14 protein-coding genes and 1 tRNA gene are annotated in these 18,418 nt (G+C 34.3%); 14 read left to right on the top strand and 1 reads right to left on the bottom strand.

The window, feature by feature from the left end; all coding sequences use genetic code 11:
• The first annotated feature begins 14 nt into the window (after window positions 1-14).
• The 14 genes from ITJ86_RS01460 (at window position 15) to ITJ86_RS01395 (ending at window position 16,196) form a co-directional block, all read left to right on the top strand.
• On the top strand, window positions 15-1,973 hold the full coding sequence (locus tag ITJ86_RS01460; protein ID WP_195870161.1) for a penicillin-binding protein: 1,959 nt from the start codon (window positions 15-17) through the stop codon (window positions 1,971-1,973).
• Complete coding sequence (locus ITJ86_RS01455; RefSeq protein WP_195869823.1) at window positions 1,970-3,433, top strand: UDP-N-acetylmuramoyl-L-alanyl-D-glutamate--2,6-diaminopimelate ligase; 1,464 nt, start codon at window positions 1,970-1,972, stop codon at window positions 3,431-3,433. The genes ITJ86_RS01460 and ITJ86_RS01455 overlap by 4 nt, the downstream gene beginning before the upstream one ends.
• Window positions 3,434-3,514: 81 nt before the next feature.
• Window positions 3,515-4,756, top strand: a complete 1,242-nt coding sequence (mraY, locus tag ITJ86_RS01450; RefSeq protein WP_195869822.1) for a phospho-N-acetylmuramoyl-pentapeptide-transferase — start codon at window positions 3,515-3,517, stop codon at window positions 4,754-4,756.
• A gap of 91 nt (window positions 4,757-4,847) precedes the next feature.
• Window positions 4,848-6,248, top strand: a complete 1,401-nt coding sequence (gene murD / locus ITJ86_RS01445; RefSeq protein WP_195869821.1) for a UDP-N-acetylmuramoyl-L-alanine--D-glutamate ligase — start codon at window positions 4,848-4,850, stop codon at window positions 6,246-6,248.
• A 79-nt stretch (window positions 6,249-6,327) separates the two neighbouring features.
• Window positions 6,328-7,521 (top strand): FtsW/RodA/SpoVE family cell cycle protein, encoded by a 1,194-nt coding sequence (locus ITJ86_RS01440; protein ID WP_195869820.1) that lies wholly within the window; start codon window positions 6,328-6,330, stop codon window positions 7,519-7,521.
• On the top strand, window positions 7,521-8,618 hold the full coding sequence (gene murG, locus ITJ86_RS01435; protein WP_195869819.1) for an undecaprenyldiphospho-muramoylpentapeptide beta-N-acetylglucosaminyltransferase: 1,098 nt from the start codon (window positions 7,521-7,523) through the stop codon (window positions 8,616-8,618). Before ITJ86_RS01440 ends, murG begins: the two co-directional genes overlap by 1 nt.
• On the top strand, window positions 8,615-9,967 hold the full coding sequence (gene murC / locus ITJ86_RS01430; protein ID WP_195869818.1) for a UDP-N-acetylmuramate--L-alanine ligase: 1,353 nt from the start codon (window positions 8,615-8,617) through the stop codon (window positions 9,965-9,967). The genes murG and murC overlap by 4 nt, the downstream gene beginning before the upstream one ends.
• A complete protein-coding gene (locus ITJ86_RS01425) occupies window positions 9,954-10,676 on the top strand; it encodes a cell division protein FtsQ/DivIB (protein WP_195869817.1) in 723 nt (240 codons plus the stop codon). Before murC ends, ITJ86_RS01425 begins: the two co-directional genes overlap by 14 nt.
• Before the next feature lie 3 nt (window positions 10,677-10,679).
• Window positions 10,680-12,005, top strand: coding sequence for a cell division protein FtsA (ftsA, locus tag ITJ86_RS01420; protein ID WP_195869816.1), 1,326 nt, complete (start codon window positions 10,680-10,682; stop codon window positions 12,003-12,005).
• A 107-nt stretch (window positions 12,006-12,112) separates the two neighbouring features.
• On the top strand, window positions 12,113-14,050 hold the full coding sequence (gene ftsZ / locus ITJ86_RS01415) for a cell division protein FtsZ (RefSeq protein ID WP_195869815.1): 1,938 nt from the start codon (window positions 12,113-12,115) through the stop codon (window positions 14,048-14,050).
• Window positions 14,051-14,217: 167 nt separating this feature from the next.
• Entirely contained in the window at window positions 14,218-14,667 is a 450-nt protein-coding gene (locus ITJ86_RS01410; RefSeq protein WP_195869814.1) for a GatB/YqeY domain-containing protein, read from the top strand.
• 55 nt (window positions 14,668-14,722) lie between these two features.
• A tRNA-Arg gene (locus tag ITJ86_RS01405) sits at window positions 14,723-14,796 on the top strand.
• Window positions 14,797-15,154: 358 nt separating this feature from the next.
• Window positions 15,155-15,523 carry a hypothetical protein gene (locus tag ITJ86_RS01400; protein ID WP_195869813.1) on the top strand — a complete coding sequence of 123 codons (369 nt, stop codon included), beginning with the start codon at window positions 15,155-15,157 and terminating at the stop codon, window positions 15,521-15,523.
• Between the two features lie 142 nt (window positions 15,524-15,665).
• Window positions 15,666-16,196, top strand: a complete 531-nt coding sequence (locus ITJ86_RS01395) for a hypothetical protein (protein WP_195869812.1) — start codon at window positions 15,666-15,668, stop codon at window positions 16,194-16,196.
• A 94-nt stretch (window positions 16,197-16,290) separates the two neighbouring features.
• Here the strand turns inward: ITJ86_RS01395 and ITJ86_RS01390 are convergent, their stop codons facing one another.
• On the bottom strand, window positions 16,291-18,417 hold the full coding sequence (locus ITJ86_RS01390; protein WP_317190607.1) for an FUSC family protein: 2,127 nt from the start codon (window positions 18,415-18,417) through the stop codon (window positions 16,291-16,293).
• Between the last annotated feature and the right edge of the window lies 1 nt (window position 18,418).

The following is an 18,418-nucleotide window of genomic DNA, read 5'->3' as shown; positions in this document are numbered from 1 at the left end:
TCGTAGCAGGCTGCATGTTTGTATTCGCTTTGGCTGTGGTGTTCAAGTTGGTGAGTATTCAGTTTGTGCATGGTGATAAATATAGAGCGCTTGCAGAAAAAACTACAACTAGAGATTTTCCTATACCTGCAAATCGTGGTAATGTGTATTCTGCAGATGGAAGTTTGCTAGCAACTTCTGTTCCTAAATATGATATTAGAATTGATGCCATCCAGGCAAAAGACGTCACTTTTGAAAAATATATCGGAGCCTTAGCAGATTCACTTCACGTTTATAAAGGGAAACCTAAGTCGTACTACAGAAATATAATTCGCAAAGCCCGAAAAAACAAAAACAGATATTTCCTATTAGCGCGAAATATTAGTTATTCTGATTATATCAGAATGCGCAATTTCCCATTGTTAAATCTCGGCGCGATTAAAGGAGGTTTAATTGTTGAGCAAACCACTAGGCGTGAACACCCAATGGGTGGAATTGCAGAACGAACCATAGGGTATGAGCGTCAAGATGAAGATGGGAACTTTACAAGGCCAGGTATAGATGGTGCTTTTGGAGTTAAATATTTACAGGGCAAAAACGGTAAACGTTTAAAACAAAAAATTGGTAATGGGCAATGGAAACCTATTGCAGATTTTGATCAAATAGAACCGCAAGATGGATATGATGTGTATACCACTATTGATGTAAACATTCAAGATATTGCGCATCACTCTTTATTAAGGCAGTTAGAAATCTATGAAGCAGATCATGGTTGTGTTGTAGTTATGGATGTAAAAACTGGTGAAATTAAAGCGATTTCTAATCTTGGACGAAACAAAAATGGAAACTATTACGAACGTCTAAATTATGCGGTTGGCGAAAGTCATGAGCCTGGTTCTACATTTAAAGTTATGGCTTTGATGGCGGCTTTAGAAGATAAGGTTATTGATACATCAACCGTTGTAGATACTAAGAAAGGAAGAAAATCACTTTATGGTCGTGTGATTACGGATTCTGGTCCTGGTTATGGTGAGATTTCTGCTGCAAGAGCTTTAGAAGTGTCTTCTAATATTGGTTTGGCAACTATTATTGACGAGCATTATTCACAAGAACCAGAAAAGTTTTTGAATAGATTAAGATCGTGGAGGTTAGATAAAACTTTAGGTGTTGCTATTATTGGAGAAGGTGAGCCAGATATTCCAAAGCCTGGAGCTGCTAACTGGAGTAGAAATGCTTTGCCATCTATGGCTTATGGCTATAACTTAGAAATGACTCCGCTTCAAATATTAGCGTTTTATAATGCTATTGCAAATGATGGTGAATTGATTAAGCCTCGTTTTTTAAAATCGGTAAAGTCGTTTGATAAAAACATTGAAGTATTTAAAAAAGAAGTCCTTGTAGAAAAAATATGCTCTAATAAGACATTGAATGAAATGCAAGACATATTAAAGAATGTTGTGATTCGTGGCACAGGTAGACGAATGTATTCTGAAACATTTTCTATGGCAGGTAAAACAGGTACAGCTAGAACGGATTATGCAAATACCGAAGAATGGAATAAAGACCGTAAGTATATTTCTTCATTTGCTGGTTATTTTCCGGCAGATAACCCAAAATATTCATGCATTGTAGTTATTCATAAACCGAGTACAAAAGTAGGTATTTATGGGTCTGATGTTGCTGGTCCAGTTTTTAAAAGAGTTGCTCAAAAGATCTATACGGATACGCCTATTATAGATGAAGTTGAAACCTTAAACTTTGAACACAAGGTGGTTGAGGAAGATTTTGAGAGCTATTATGAAAACGCTCGAAAATATAGAGAATTAATGCCAAGCGTAATAGGAATGCCAGCGATGGATGCTATTGCATTGTTAGAAAATTTGCAAGTAGATGTACGAGTGAAGTTGAATGGGAATGGCATTATAAAAAAGCAGTCTGTTGAAAGACATCAGAAATTACAAACCAATCAAACCGTTGTTTTAGAAGCATCATGATGGTATTAAAAGACATATTATATAAGGTTACAATTAATGCTGTTGTTGGTAGTACCAATATTACAGTGGGTAAAATTGAATTCGATTCACGTCAAATTGAAACCAATGATGTTTTTGTGGCAATTTCTGGAACAGTTACTAATGGTCATCTTTATATTGAAAAAGCAATCAAAGATGGTGCTACAGCGATAGTTTGTGAGCGGCTTCCCGAGACATTAGAAGATGGAATTACTTATATAGAAGTTGTTAATTCTAATCAGGCTATGGCTTATATGGCAGCCAATTTCTATGGTCATCCTTCAGAGAATTTAAAACTTGTTGGTGTTACAGGGACTAATGGAAAAACAACAGTTTCAAGTTTGTTGTATCAGTTGTTTAAAAAGGCAGGCTATAAAGTTGGTTTGTTGTCTACTGTAAAGGTTATGGTAGATAATACAACGTATAAGGCAACGCATACCACGCCAGATTCCTTAACAATTAATAGGTATTTGCAGTTAATGAATGATGAAGGTGTAGAGTTTTGCTTCATGGAAGTGAGTTCGCATGGTATTCATCAAAGTAGAACAGAAGGCTTAAAGTTTGAAGGTGGTATTTATACCAACTTATCGCATGATCACTTAGATTATCACGACACCTTTGCAGAATATAGAGATGTAAAGAAGCGGTTTTTTGATCAATTACCAAATGATGCTTTTGCCTTAACCAATATAGATGATAAAAATGGTTTGGTGATGTTTCAAAATACATCAGCCAAAAAATATACATACGCTTTAAAAAATTATGCCGATTTCAGAGCGAAAATTTTAGAGAATGAATTTAGTGGATTACTATTAAAGTTGAATGACAGTGAGCTGTGGACGCGATTAATAGGAAGTTTTAATGCTTACAATATTCTTGCTATTTACGGAACAGCTGAATTATTAGGTTTAGATAAAGTTGAAATATTACGCTTAATAAGTGAGCTTGAAAATGTAGCTGGACGCTTTCAGTATTTTATTTCAGAAGAAAAAATTACTGCCATTGTAGATTATGCACACACACCAGATGCGTTGAAAAATGTTTTACAAACTATTAATGATATCAGAACTAAAAATGAAGAACTGATTACAGTCGTTGGATGTGGTGGTAATAGAGATAAAACGAAACGGCCAAAAATGGCGCATATCGCTTCAACCTTAAGTACTAAAGTGATTTTAACTAGCGATAACCCAAGACATGAAGTCCCTGAAACCATAATTGAAGACATGGAAAAAGGTGTTGAGCCTCAGGATTTCAAAAAAACCTTGTCCATTACAGATAGAAAGCAAGCGATTAAAACAGCTTGTCAGATGGCAGGACCAAACGATATTATTTTAATTGCAGGAAAAGGCCATGAGACGTATCAAGAGATAAAAGGAGAACGGTCTGATTTTGATGATTATAAAATCGTTAAAAACTATTTAGAACAATTACAGAAATAAATACTCCTGCAAGGTTTCTAAAACCTTGTAGGTGTTTGGAAGAACGAAGTAAAAAAGAAAATAAATAATTAACAAAATACGATGCTGTATTACTTATTCGAATATCTAGAACAACAGTTCCAATTACCTGGAGCTTCACTTTTTGGGTTTATAACCTTTAGAGCGGCTGTGGCAATTATATTGTCATTGTTAATTTCTACGATTTTTGGTAAGCGGATCATCCGATTTTTACAAAAACAGCAAGTGGGAGAAACCATTCGTGATTTGGGATTAGAAGGTCAGGTTGAAAAAGCTGGAACGCCAACCATGGGTGGAATCATTATTATTTTAGCCACACTTATTCCAGTACTGTTATTAGCAAAACTTGAAAACATTTATATAATTCTTCTAATCGTAACCACACTTTGGATGGGAACCATTGGGTTTATTGACGATTATATAAAGAAGTTCAAAAATGATAAAGAAGGTTTAAAAGGAAAGTTTAAAGTGCTTGGTCAAGTTGGTTTAGGAATTATAGTTGGTGCAACTCTATTTTTTCATCAAGATGTAACCATTAAAGAAAAATTACCAATTGCACAACAGAATGAATTACGTACATCAAATCCAGATGTACAAGCTACAAAACTATTTAAAGAAGAAACAAAATCAACAAAGACCACCATTCCTTTCGCAAAAGACAATGAGTTTAATTATTCAGATTTAATTACTTGGATAAGTCCTGAACTAGAAAAGTATGCGTGGATCGTTTTTATTCTAGTTAGCATTTTCATAATTACAGCAGTGTCTAATGGTGCAAATCTCACAGATGGAATAGATGGTCTCGCAGCAGGAACTTCTGCTATAATTGTATTAACACTTGGGATTTTTGCATGGGTTTCTAGTAACATCGTTTTTTCAGGATACTTAGATATTATGTATATCCCAAGAGCAGAAGAAATAACAATTTACATCGCTGCATTTGTAGGGGCATTAGTTGGTTTCTTGTGGTATAATACGTATCCAGCTCAAGTTTTTATGGGAGATACAGGAAGTTTAACCATTGGAGGTATTATAGCTGTTATTGCGATTGCTGTTAGGAAAGAATGGTTAATTCCAATACTATGTGGAATTTTCTTAGCAGAAAACTTATCGGTTGTTTTGCAGGTTAGCTATTTCAAATACACTAGAAAAAAGTTTGGTGAAGGACGACGCATTTTCAAAATGTCTCCATTACACCATCACTATCAAAAATCAGGTTATCACGAAAGTAAGATTGTAACGCGTTTTTGGATTGTTGGAATCCTGCTTGCCATTATAACTATTGTAACTCTTAAAATTAGATAAACGATTTGTTATTCCTGCAAAAGCAGGGATCCACAATAAAAGTAGAATATAAGTAGGTTCCTGCTTTTGCAGGAATGACATAAAGAAAATAATGAACGAAGCAATTAATAACCAGCAAAGTGAGAAGTCCTTTTCTTTTGGGGAAGGAATTAGGGGTCAGCTTCGGTTAGTAATTCTTGGAGGTGGTGAAAGTGGAGTAGGAACAGCATTGCTCGGAAAAGCAAAAGGATACAAGGTTTTTGTATCTGATAAAGGAAAAGTTAAAGAAAAATATAAAGACGTTCTTTTAAATAATGAGATTGAATTTGAAGATGAGCAGCACACAGAATCAAAAATTCTAAATGCAGACATCATCATGAAAAGTCCAGGTATTCCAGATAAGGTGGCTTTGGTGAAACAAATTCGTGAAGCTAAAATAACAGTGGTGTCTGAAATTGAGTTTGCATCAAAATTTACAGATGCAACTTTGGTGGCTATAACTGGTAGTAACGGTAAAACGACAACAGCAACACTAACACACCATCTCTTAAAACAAGAAATAAATGTTGGTTTAGCAGGAAATATAGGTGATAGTTTCGCGAAACAAATTTTAGATAAAGATCATGATAATTATGTGCTGGAGGTTAGCAGTTTTCAGTTAGATGATATTATAGATTTTAAACCAAAAATTGCTGTGTTAACTAATTTGTCACCAGACCATTTAGATCGCTACGATTATAAGTTTGAAAATTATATCGCTTCAAAATTTAGAGTAATAGAGAATCAAACAGAAGACGATTATTTTATATATGATGCCGATGATGAGGTCATTTTAGAGTACATGAGTAAGCATCAAATTCAATCTAGAAAATTACCTTTTTCATTAACGAAAGTTATTGAACAAGGTGCTTATTTAGATCACGATAATAATATAATAATAACAATAGATAATAATAAAATCATTATGCCAACAAATAACTTAGCATTAGAAGGAAAACACAACGTGAAAAACGCAATGGCAGCTTCTACTGTTGCGCATTTATTAAAAATTAGAAAGCAAACCATTCGCGAAAGTTTAGAGAACTTTCAAGGTGTGGAGCATCGCTTAGAGCACGTGTTAAAAATCAATAAAGTACGCTATATCAATGATTCAAAAGCAACCAATGTTAATGCAACGTATTTTGCTTTAGAAAGTATGGATGCGCCTACAGTATGGATTGTTGGTGGTGTTGATAAAGGTAATGAGTATCGAGAATTATTTCCGTTTGTAAACGAAAAAGTCAAAGCAATTATCTGTTTAGGTGTAGACAATGCGAAGCTTATGGAGTCTTTTGGTAACATGGTAGATGTAGTCGTTGAGACGCAATATATGAGCGAAGCTGTAAAGATTGCTTACAGGTTAGCAGAAGCTGGCGATAATGTATTGTTGTCACCTGCTTGTGCAAGTTTCGATTTATTTGAGAGTTACGAAGACAGAGGACGACAGTTTAAAAATGCTGTGAGAAATTTATAAAACAGTGTCATAAATTTTAAGGTTCCTACGGGAAATTACCTCAAACGATAGTACAGGGTTAGGAAGGATAAAACAAAACATGCAAAAGTTATTTAAACAAATAAAAGGGGATAAAGCTATTTGGGCAATAGTCGCGCTATTGGCTATATTTTCGTTTATGCCTGTTTATAGTGCTGCCAGTAATTTAGCAAATAGTGGAAACACCAACACGTTTTCATTCTTTGTAAAGCATTTTATGCATTTGTTTTTGGGTATTGTTATTATGTTTGGCGTTCATAAAGTTCCTTACAAGTATTTTCGTGGTTTATCAATGGTAATGATTCCTATTGTGTTTGTGTTGTTGTTGGTTACAATGCTGCAAGGAACAACTATTGCAGGTGCAAACGCAAGCCGCTGGATTCAGATTCCGATTGTTAATATGTCGTTTCAAACTTCGACCTTAGCATCAGTGGTGTTAATGGTTTATGTGGCGAGGTATTTGTCAAAAATAAAAGATAAAGAGGTTAAGTTTACAGAAACAATTTTACCGCTTTGGACACCTGTTTTTGTGATTTTAATGCTCATTCTTCCAGCTAATTTTTCAACAACAGCTATCATTTTTACAATGATTATGATGTTGGCATTTATAGGTGGTTATCCTCTAAAGTATTTGGTTTTAATGATGTTGAGTGGTTTTGCAGCCTTGGCAATTTTCGTTTTGGTAGCTAAAGCATTTCCTGAGGCGATGCCAAATAGAGTAGATACTTGGATGAGTAGAATTGAGAATTTTGCAAATGGAGAAGATACAGAAGCGGACTATCAGATAGAAAAAGCAAAAATTGCAATTGCGACAGGACTTACGCCTTTAGGACCAGGAAAAAGTGTGCAAAAGAATTTTTTGCCACAGTCGTCATCCGATTTTATTTTTGCCATTATAATTGAAGAATACGGCTTGTTTGGTGGTGTGCTTTTACTGGTGTTATATATGTGGCTATTATTCAGAATAGTAGTTGTAAGTCATAAATCAGATACCATTTTTGGTAAATTACTGGTTTTAGGTGTTGGTTTGCCAATAGTATTTCAGGCCTTAATTAATATGGCAGTAGCGGTTGAGTTATTTCCGGTTACTGGCCAAACGTTACCATTAATAAGTAGTGGTGGAACATCTATTTGGATGACCTGTTTGGCTATAGGGATTATACTAAGCGTAAGTGCAAGACGACAAGAAATAAAGGACAATAAAGATGAGGCGGATAACGATAATCCATTATCAATTTTAAGCGAAACAATTTAATGAGTAATTACAAATTCATATTATCTGGAGGAGGAACAGGAGGACATATTTATCCTGCAGTTGCGATTGCCGACGAATTAAAGTCGCGCTATCCTGATGCCGAATTCTTATTTGTTGGAGCTTCTGACCGTATGGAAATGGATAAAGTGCCGCAAGCTGGTTATAAGATTGAAGGGTTATGGATTTCTGGAATTCAAAGAAAGCTGACTTTGAAAAATTTAGCATTTCCATTTAAGTTAATTAGTAGTTTGTTACGGTCACGAAAAATTGTAAATGCGTTTAAACCAGATGCTGTAATTGGTACAGGTGGTTTTGCAAGTGGACCTTTATTGCAGGTAGCTTCTTCAAAAGGAGTTCCGAGTTTAATTCAAGAACAGAATTCTTTTCCAGGCATAACTAATAAGTTATTGGCTAAAAAAGTGAACACTATTTGTGTGGCTTATGAAGGGTTGGAGAAATTCTTCCCAAAAGAAAAAATTAAACTAACAGGCAACCCAATCCGTAAAGATTTATTACAGGTAAAAAACAAACCTACTGAAGGTAAAGATGCGTTCAATCTAAAACACAATAAACAAACGCTATTGGTGTTAGGTGGTAGTTTGGGAGCAAGACGAATTAATCAATTAATTGAGGATAATATTCCGTTTTTTGAAGCGCAAGATATTCAAGTGGTTTGGCAGTGTGGCAAATTGTACCACGCGCAATACAAAAAGCATAATCAATTAAAAAATATTCAAGTCCATGCCTTTTTAAATCAGATGGATTTGGCTTATGCAGCAGCAGATGCAATAATTTCTCGGGCAGGTGCGATTTCGGTTTCAGAACTATGTATTGTTGGAAAACCGGTAATTTTTATTCCGTCGCCAAATGTAGCAGAAGATCACCAAACAAAAAATGCAAAAGCGGTTGCAGATAAAAATGCTGCGATTTTAATAAAAGAGCAAGATTTGGACACTGAATTTCAAACGGAATTTTCAGAATTAATGTCCAATGAAACTAAGAAAGAAGAATTAAGTAAAAACATTGAAGCTTTAGCTTTAGTAAATGCCACAAATGACATAGTGGATGAAGTTGAAAAATTATTAAAAAGCAAGTGAATTTTAGTACAGTAAATAACGTCTATTTTATTGGTATCGGAGGCATCGGAATGAGTGCTATTGCGCGCTATTTTGAGGCCAACGGTAAACAAGTGGCTGGTTATGACAAAACATCAACTGACATCACAAATGCATTGGGAGGGTTAGGAATTGATATTCACTTTGAAGATGATGTCAATAAAATTCCTAGCACATTTTTAAATTCTGAAGATACGCTTGTGGTATATACGCCAGCCATTCCTAAAAACCATTCAGAATTCGATTATTTTAAGGATAATAATTTTAATGTTTTAAAGCGTTCTGCTGTATTAGGAGAAATAACAAAACAAACCGTTTGTTTGGCAGTTGCAGGTACGCATGGTAAAACAACGACGACCAGTATTTTAGGGCATTTGTTGAATGCGTGCAATGTGCCAGTAACCGCATTTTTAGGCGGAATAAGTGAAAATTACAATTCTAATTTAATTATAAACGGAACTGAAGTAACCGTTGTAGAGGCAGATGAATTCGATCGTTCATTTTTAACCTTGTCGCCAGATTTGGCATGTATTACGTCTATGGATGCAGACCATCTAGATATTTATGGTAATGCTGAAGCGTTGGTAGAAACATTCAAAGATTTTTCAGAGTGTATAAAACCAAATGGAAAGCTATTTGTAAAGAATGGATTACCGCTAAAAGGGATAACTTACGGTATTGATGATGACTCAGATTATTGTGCGCAAAATATCTCCATAGAAAATGGTTCTTATATTTTTGATATAAAAACACCAAGCGGAACGTATTACGATTTCAAATTTAGTTTACCAGGCAGGCATAATCTTTCTAACGCCATTATTGCGATAGCTATGGCTGCAGAATATGGTTGTGAATACAATGAATTGTCGAAAGCTCTTGAAACCTATAAAGGCGTCAAACGACGATTTACCTATCATATTAGAACAGACGATTTTGTGTTTATTGATGATTATGCACATCATCCTGAAGAAATAAATGCTGTACATCAGGCTGTTAGGGAAATGTATCCCGATAAAAAAGTGTTGGCAATTTTTCAACCACATTTATATACTAGAACAAGAGATTTTGTGGATGGATTTGCTGAAAGTCTTTCAAATTTCGACGAATTATTACTCTTAGATATCTATCCAGCAAGAGAAATACCAATTGATGGAGTGACGTCTAAATGGCTTTTAGATAAGGTTAAAAATCCTAATAAAAAATTAATTGAAAAATCACATTTAATTGATGAAATAGAAAAATCTAATGCTCAAATTGTATTAACTATTGGAGCAGGAGATATTGGAATTGAAGTTAAACACATAAAAGCAGCGTTCCATGTTAAAAAATAATTATAACAATATAAAAATCACAGGGTTAGTGGTTTTGGTGGGCTTTTTATTTGCGTTTTCTAATCAAAGAAATAAAACTAGAAAAGTCAGTGAGCCAAACATCACGTTTTTAGGCGAAAACAAATTGTTTATAACAGATGCGAATGTTAGTAAATTGTTAATAGTAAATCAAGAACCTGTTTCGGAGCAACCCAAAGAAATTATAGATTTGAACAAATTAGAATCTGCCCTGAAATCTAATCCGATGATAAAGCAAGCAGAAGTGTTCATGTCAGTAAACGGTGCACTTTCAGCTGAAATTGAACAAAAAAAACCTATTGCAAGAGTGCACACAACTGCATCGTATTATATCGATGACGAAGGAGGAGTTATGCCTTTGTCTCATAATTATGCTGCAAGAGTACCATTAATTACAGGAAATATTAATAAAAATAAGCTCGAAACAGTTTTTAAATTTGCAAAAACGGTGGATGAAGATGAGTTTTTAAAAAAACATATCATTGAAATTCGTCAGAATGATGATAACACCATTGATTTCAAAGTTAGAAAAAGTGATTTTATAGTTCATGTTGGAACTTTAAAACAACTCGATAAAAAGATAAACAATTTTAAGGCGTTTTATCAAAAGGCTTTAAAAGACCAGGTTTTAGAGAACTACAGTTTAGTGAATCTGAAATTTGATAAACAAGTTATTTGCACCAAAAAGTAAGCTATGGACAAACAAAATATTTCAGTAGGTCTAGATATAGGAACCACAAAAATTGTGGCCATGATTGGTCGCAAAAATGAATACGATAAAGTTGAAATTTTAGGCTTAGGAAGAGCCAAGAGTTTGGGTGTACATCGTGGTGTGGTTAATAATATAACACAAACCATTCAGTCTATTCAACAGGCAGTTCAAGAAGCGGAAGCTGCTGCATCAGAAAAAATTGAAGATGTCACCGTTGGTATTGCTGGTCAGCATATTCGTAGTTTACAACATAGCGATTACATAACCCGTCCTAATTCAGATATGGTTATTGATGAAGAGGATATTGATCGTTTAATTAATCAAGTTCATAAACTCGTTATGCTTCCTGGTGAAGAAATAATTCATGTGTTACCACAAGAATTTAAAATTGATGGTCAGGCTGAAATTACAGAACCAATTGGGATGTATGGTGGACGTTTGGAAGCCAATTTTCATGTTGTAGTCGGTCAGGTGTCATCGATTAGAAATGTTGGACGTTGTATAAAAAGTGCAGGCTTAAATTTAGAAGGTATCACATTAGAGCCCTTAGCGTCTGCCAATGCGGTTTTAAGTAGAGAAGAGAAAGAAGCTGGTGTAGCTCTGATAGATATAGGAGGTGGAACAACTGATTTAGCAGTTTTTAAAGACGGCATAATTCGTCATACAGCGGTCATTCCTTTCGGTGGAGGTGTAATTACCGAAGACATAAAAGAAGGCTGTTCAATAATTGAAAAGCAAGCTGAACTTTTAAAAGTGAAGTTTGGTTCGGCATGGCCAGGAGAAAATAAGGATAACGAAATTGTATCTATTCCAGGATTAAGAGGAAGAGAGCCAAAAGAAATTACCTTAAAGAATTTGTCTAAAATTATCCATGCAAGAGTTGTAGAAATTATAGAACAAGTTTATGTTGAGATAAAAAATTACGGTCACGAAGAACAAAAAAAGAAACTAATTGGAGGTATTGTGTTAACTGGAGGTGGTGCACAATTAAAACATTTAAAGCAATTAGTAGAATATATCACAGGTATGGATACCAGAATTGGATATCCAAATGAGCATTTAGCAGGTGATAGCGATGAGGATATTGCAAGTCCTTTGTTTGCCACAGCAGTTGGTTTAGTAATGGACGGCTTAAAACGTCAAGAACGTAAAAAGAAAGAAGCCATTGAAGAAGAACTTGTTGTTGAAAATGAAGCCGAAGAAATGCCAGAACAAGAAGCCATAGCGCCAGAACCCATAAAAGAACGTCGTTCGTTTTTAGATAAATTAACAGAACGTGTAAAAGATTTTTTGGATAATGCAGAATAAAGCATGTATGGACAATGCGTGAATTGTCCATATGAATGCACAATTCAGTATAAATTATCCGATTATAAATAAAATAATAAAGTAGAATAATAGTTAATCCATAATATATGAGTAATAGCAACGAATTTGGAAACATTTCATTTGATTTGCCAAAACATCAATCAAACGTCATCAAAGTAATTGGTGTTGGTGGTGGAGGTAGCAATGCCATAAATCACATGTTTCAACAAGGTATAAAAGGTGTCGATTTTGTAATCTGTAATACAGATTCTCAAGCCCTTCAAAATAGTGGTGTTCCAAACAAAATACAGTTAGGAGTAAATTTAACGGAAGGATTAGGAGCAGGTGCCAATCCAGATATCGGAGAAGAAGCTGCCGTAGAAAGTTTAGAGGACATTCGCAGAATGTTAGACACCAATACTAAGATGGTGTTTATCACTGCAGGAATGGGCGGAGGAACAGGAACAGGAGCTGCACCAATTATTGCTAAGTTGGCAAAAGAACTCGATATCCTTACCGTTGGTATTGTAACCATGCCTTTTCAGTTTGAAGGTAAAATGCGTAATGCACAAGCACAACGCGGTATCGATAAATTACGTTCTCATGTAGATTCATTGGTTGTAATTAATAATAATAAACTTCGTGAAGTTTACGGAAACCTTGGATTTAAAGCTGGTTTCTCTAAAGCAGACGAAGTATTATCTACAGCATCTCGTGGTATTGCAGAAGTTATAACACATCACTATACACAGAATATTGATTTACGCGATGCAAAAACCGTGTTGAGCAATAGTGGAACAGCAATTATGGGATCTGCTACAGCTTCTGGTCAAACCAGAGCACAAGAAGCGATAATGAGCGCTTTAGATTCACCGTTACTTAACGATAATAAAATCACAGGAGCTAAAAACGTATTGTTGCTAATCGTTTCAGGTTCTCAAGAAATTACTATTGATGAAATCGGAGAAATCAATGATCATATTCAAACTGAAGCCGGATTTGGAGCTAATATTATTATGGGTGTTGGTGAAGATGAAGAGTTACAAGAATCAATTTCAGTAACTATTATTGCTACAGGGTTTGACATCGATCAGCAAAATGAAATTTCTAATACGGAAACTAAAAAAGTAATTCATGCTTTAGGTGATACTAATGACGCTAGTACTAAAGAAAAGGAGCCAGCGATTATTACGCCAGATATTGTTTTAGAAAAAGAAAAGGAAGCACCAATAGTTCGTCATACGTTACTTGAAGAAGAGGAAGAGGTTAAAAATGAACCTAAAGCCAAAGACAATGACGATACCGATTTAATTGCAACGTCAGATTTCTTAAAAAACATGAATGTGGTTTATGATGAAGTTTTAGACACAAAACCTGAAGCAACTATTGAGCCAGAAGAATTTGTAATTACACCAATTGAAAATAAAGCTGAAACACGTGAAGAGGTTCATGAAGAACAAATAACATTTTCTTTCGACCTTCCAATTTCTAACAAAGAATCTGAAAAGGAGGATGAAGAGCCAAAAGCTAAAGAAGAAAAGATGCTCTTTAGTTTAGATGAAGAAGTCAATGAGATAGATGTTAATGAACCTGTTGAAATTATCGCAGTTCCTGAGGAAAATGAAAAAGGTGAAAAGCGATATACTTTAGATGATTTTGAAACCTATCCTTCTTCTATAAACACGAAAAAGGAAAAAGCAGAAGTTAAGGAAGATGTTGTTTTTGAAAAGAAAACAATTTCTGTGGATGACACTAAAGGGCAACCAGAAGAGGAAATAGACCCAATGAATAGTCCAATCTCTGAATTGCTCGTTGCTCGTGCAGATGAGCGCAGAAGAAAAATGAAGGATTTCAATTATAAGTTTAATGATGCTAAAATGAATGAAATCGAAAACGTACCAGCGTACAAAAGACGCGGTATTGATTTAGATGAAGCACAGCATTCTTCAGAGACAAAAGCATCTAGACTATCTGTTGGAACAGATGAAAACGACGATATCCAATTACGAAGTAATAATTCATTTTTACACGATAACGTCGATTAGTTATATGTTTAATTTATAGTGTAAAATACACTAAACTCAAGCCCAAAAAGGTCCTCAAACTTTTTGGGCTTTTTGTTTACTAAAAATTTTAATAGGTATCTGTTATTCTTCTGTTAGCTTAGAGGAACTTTTTGTTATCTTCGCAGTCTTAATAAAGTATTAAAACTATGAGTTTACAAGTAGACATAATGACTGCTATGAAAGCAGCAATGAAAGAAAAAGACCAAGTGGCTTTAGCTGCTTTACGAGCTGTAAAATCAGAAATACTATTAGCGCAAACCGCTACAGGTTCTAAAGAAGAGATTTCAGAAGATGTAGAAATAAAAATATTATCTAAAATGGTGAAACAGCGCAAAGATAGTGCTGCAATATTTTTAGAACAAAATCGTAAAGATTTAGCTGAGCCAGAAATTGCACAAGCAGAAATAATTGGTCAGTTTTTGCCAGCACAACTTTCGGAAGAAGAAATAACTGTTGAAGTAATGAAAGCGATTGCAGCAACAGGTGCTGCAGGAATGAAAGATATGGGACGCGTTATGGGAATTGTAAGTGGAAAATTAGCAGGAAAAGCTGATGGTAAAACAATTTCGAAAATTGTTAAGGCTAAATTGTCTTAAATTAAGTATATAAATATGGTACCTTGAGCATAGTCGAAAGGTCTCATAGTGTATTGGCCTCGTAGTTCAACTGGATAGAATATCAGATTTCGGCTCTGAGGGTTGGAGGTTCGAATCCTCTCGAGGTCACGAATAAAACAAAAAGTTGCACGTCAAATCAAGCTCGCTTGAATTTGTAAGTGCAACTTTTTGTTTTTCAAAGCGGAGCATTAGAGGATGCGCAGCAATCCTATAAAGCTTCGTTTTGTTTTAATAAATAAGAATAATCCAACTCGCTTGAATTTGTAAGTGCAACTTTTTGTTTTAATAAATAAGAATAATCAAGCTCGCTTGAATTTGTAAGTGCAACTTTTTAAATATTCAAAACTTTAATTTGATTATAGGTATCTAGCTGATATGAAAAATGTAATTCTTAACATTTTAACATTCATTTTGTAGTAGGTTACCATTTTATAAGCTTACTTTGTACTATAATTTGAACTCAAACATGTTTAAAACGCTTTTTAATATAATTATAATTGCTATTGGCTTTGCGACTTCTGCACATGCCAATACCTTCGAGTTATTAAAAAGTACTGTTGAACAGTCTGTTGTAGAATCTTCGAGCGAGGTTAGTGCGTTTGCATCAAATCATCATCCTTATATTGATGTGCAAACAGAGCAATCTAGCGTTGTGACTATTGTTAATGTTGAGCCTTCACCATCAGAAGAAATTTCTGTAAACTATGAAGGTCTTTCTAATCGCAGTAGTCAGCTTTTCGCATTACAGCATACTCTATTTGTAAGAGCAGAGCGCGATAGTGTAATTCACATTCATTTAAGGGCCATCCTTTTTCCATTTCATTCGTTTTGGTAAAACACGTGTAAACCATTTTTTTATTTCATCAATTTCTATTAAGAAATGGTAAAAAAACATCATAAAAAATGATGTCAACTATGGCAGAAAATGCCGTATCAAATGCTTACACTTTAATTATTATCAAAAAAAACAAAATATCATGGGAACAGGATTATTCATTATCGATGCGATTATTATTGCAATCGTTATATTACCGTTTGTATTATTTATAAATGGACGTAAAAAAAGACAAAAAAAATTACAGAAGGCACTTCAATCTGAAGCCTCTCTGCACAATTGTAAATTAAGTAAAGTAGAAACACATAGCAATTTTGCTATAGGTATAGATTCTTCAGAGCAAAAACTATTCTTTTATAAAGAAACAGAGGAAGCAGCTTATGCGCAAACTGTGGATTTAAAATCTATAAGCGCTTGTAAATCAATAAAAGAATATAAGCAGGCTAAAGGGAATGCGAAACCGAACAATGTTATAGACAAAATACAATTGTCTTTTATACATCGTAATCAAAAGGACGCTACACACTTAGTGTTATATAACAATAATGATGAAATGACTCTAAATAATGAACTTGTTGTTGCACAAAAATGGCAAGATTATATTACTGAGTTTCTAGAATCAAAAGTTGAGGTGCAGACGTCTGAAACTAGTAAACACGTTGCTACAGCTTAAACGGATTATTTCGTAAAAAAGCCTTCTTTCTAAATTCAATTTAGAAAGAAGGCTTTTTCGTTTAAACATCATTCATATATAATTGATGTAGAAACTATTCTTCTTTAAATTTAGCGGTTAATTTCAACATTTTTTCACTCAAGCTATATAGCCAATATAATTGCTCCCAGATTAAATGTGCTTCTTTATGTGAACGCACACTATCGGTTCGCGAAATGGCATCATTAGTCATACGATTAATAGGGAAATTGAACGGTTCAGGTGTAAAAGTGGTGTCGTTATGTGTTGATGTTTCAAAATTGATACGTTTTAATTGTTCACAAACTTTATCTAAATTGCTATTAATCTTTTCAGAAATTGCTATAAAATCTTCAGATGCTTCTGAGGTTTCATGGTTTTGAATATAAGTACTTAACGATGCTAAAGACGATAAAAAACTATGGTTAATACCTACAAGTTCATAAATGTCGTCTATATGATTCTGTTTAGATGCTGGCTCTTGTGCCATACGTTGAAATGCCGAACTTAAATTTGACGTCTGTAAAAACGCCTCTTTTCGATTTACTTTTAAACTTGTTGGGACTTGGCCTTTTTTCTGGTAATACGAACTAATGGATTTAAAAAATGCTGTATTTGCTTTTAAACAATCTGTTATGTTATCTCCAATTTCCATAAACGACCACGCGGGCCATAGCCAACGCATAGCCATATACGAGATTGTAGCTCCAATTAGTGTATCAATAACTCTAAATTGAATCACTGTTAAAACATCGGGTTGTAAAATGGCATAAATAAATATAACACTCAGTGTAATAAAGGTTGCGGATGCTTTATAATTTTTCTGTATCATAGAAAAGGCAACCACTAAGGACAATACACCTAAAGCACCATAAATATAAGGATCGTTAATTGAAAAAACGAGACTACTTGCTATGGCTGCACCAATGAGGGTCCCAATAATTCGATCTTTAGAACGTGTTTTTGTAAGTCCGTAACTCGGTCGCATAATCACAATAACAGTAAGAATAATCCAATACGGGTTCTGAAAATCGAAAGTTAAACCAACACCGTAACCCAACATTACCGCAACTGCTAACCGTAACGAATGTTTAAATATGGTAGATCTAAAGCTGAAATTTCTAAGAATTAATTTAGGGTTATAATCTTGCGAATCTATAAAACGTTTTAGCTTATCATTTTTAATATAATCGTCTGAGACTAATTTAGGACGACCTAAAAGCCATTTTATTTTTTTAATTTTTTCGAATTGTTTTTTCTGGTAATCTAACAGGTTCTGAAGCATTAAGTAACGTTCGTAATCTTCAGTATGATCTTCTTTTTTGAATATTAAGATGTCATTTTCAAGTTCTTTAAAGGCGTCTGAAAGGACTTTATTGGGCGGAAATAATTTTGATTTATTAATGTTTTCTGCAATAGCTCGAAGTTGGTTAGAGAATTCAGAAATTAACTTCTGAAAATCGGTTTTAAACTCAGGATGTTTTTCAAAAAGCTCATCCATTTTATCATAATTTACAGGATTTGCAACGGCAGTTTCTAGTATTTCTATCAGCTGGATAAATACTAATAGACGTCTGCTTTGGTAATTAGATTTTCCTGAGCTTTTTCGAGATAAAATTAATATCTCTCGTAAGGTTCCATGGTGTTCAGTAAGCTCACTTTGCAAAGTCATTAATTGTGTTTGCAAACTGTCTCTGTCTGGTTGCTCGCCTATAAGTTGTCTTCTTGTATCTAAAAAATCAGCCGTAAGTAAAAAGATTTTGTTCAGTTCTTCTTCGGTTTGCGCTTTTGGATTGAGTTTAAACCACAATGTAGAGAGCAACAAATACCATAAGCCACCAATCCCAATTAATAGTGCGTATTGATAGACTTCTAAGTTTTCGGAGGTGTGTGCAAAACTTAAAATCAAGGCTAATAATCCCGAAAAGCTAATTAACGATGCTCTAAATCCGTAAATGGAAATAAAGGCAATACCAAAGGTTAAAATTCCTAAAATAGGGAAGAGGACGTAATTTGAAATATTGAGGTAACCGCCAATGAAGCTAATAATAACAACCAATATAGCCGAAAAGAGTATTCCAACTTGTTTATGCATCAATTTGCCGCTAACATCACTTGGGGAGCACCAAAATGCTCCAAAGCAAAGTGCAAGACCTATTTCAAAATGATGCGTTGCAATACCTAAAACTATAGGTATAGTCACT

It is taken from the genome of Winogradskyella marina, assembly GCF_015645385.1.
Taxonomy (GTDB): Bacteria; Bacteroidota; Bacteroidia; order Flavobacteriales; family Flavobacteriaceae; genus Winogradskyella; species Winogradskyella marina.
Note: the sequence above shows the minus strand (reverse complement) of the source record. Positions and strands in the feature narration are given on the sequence as shown.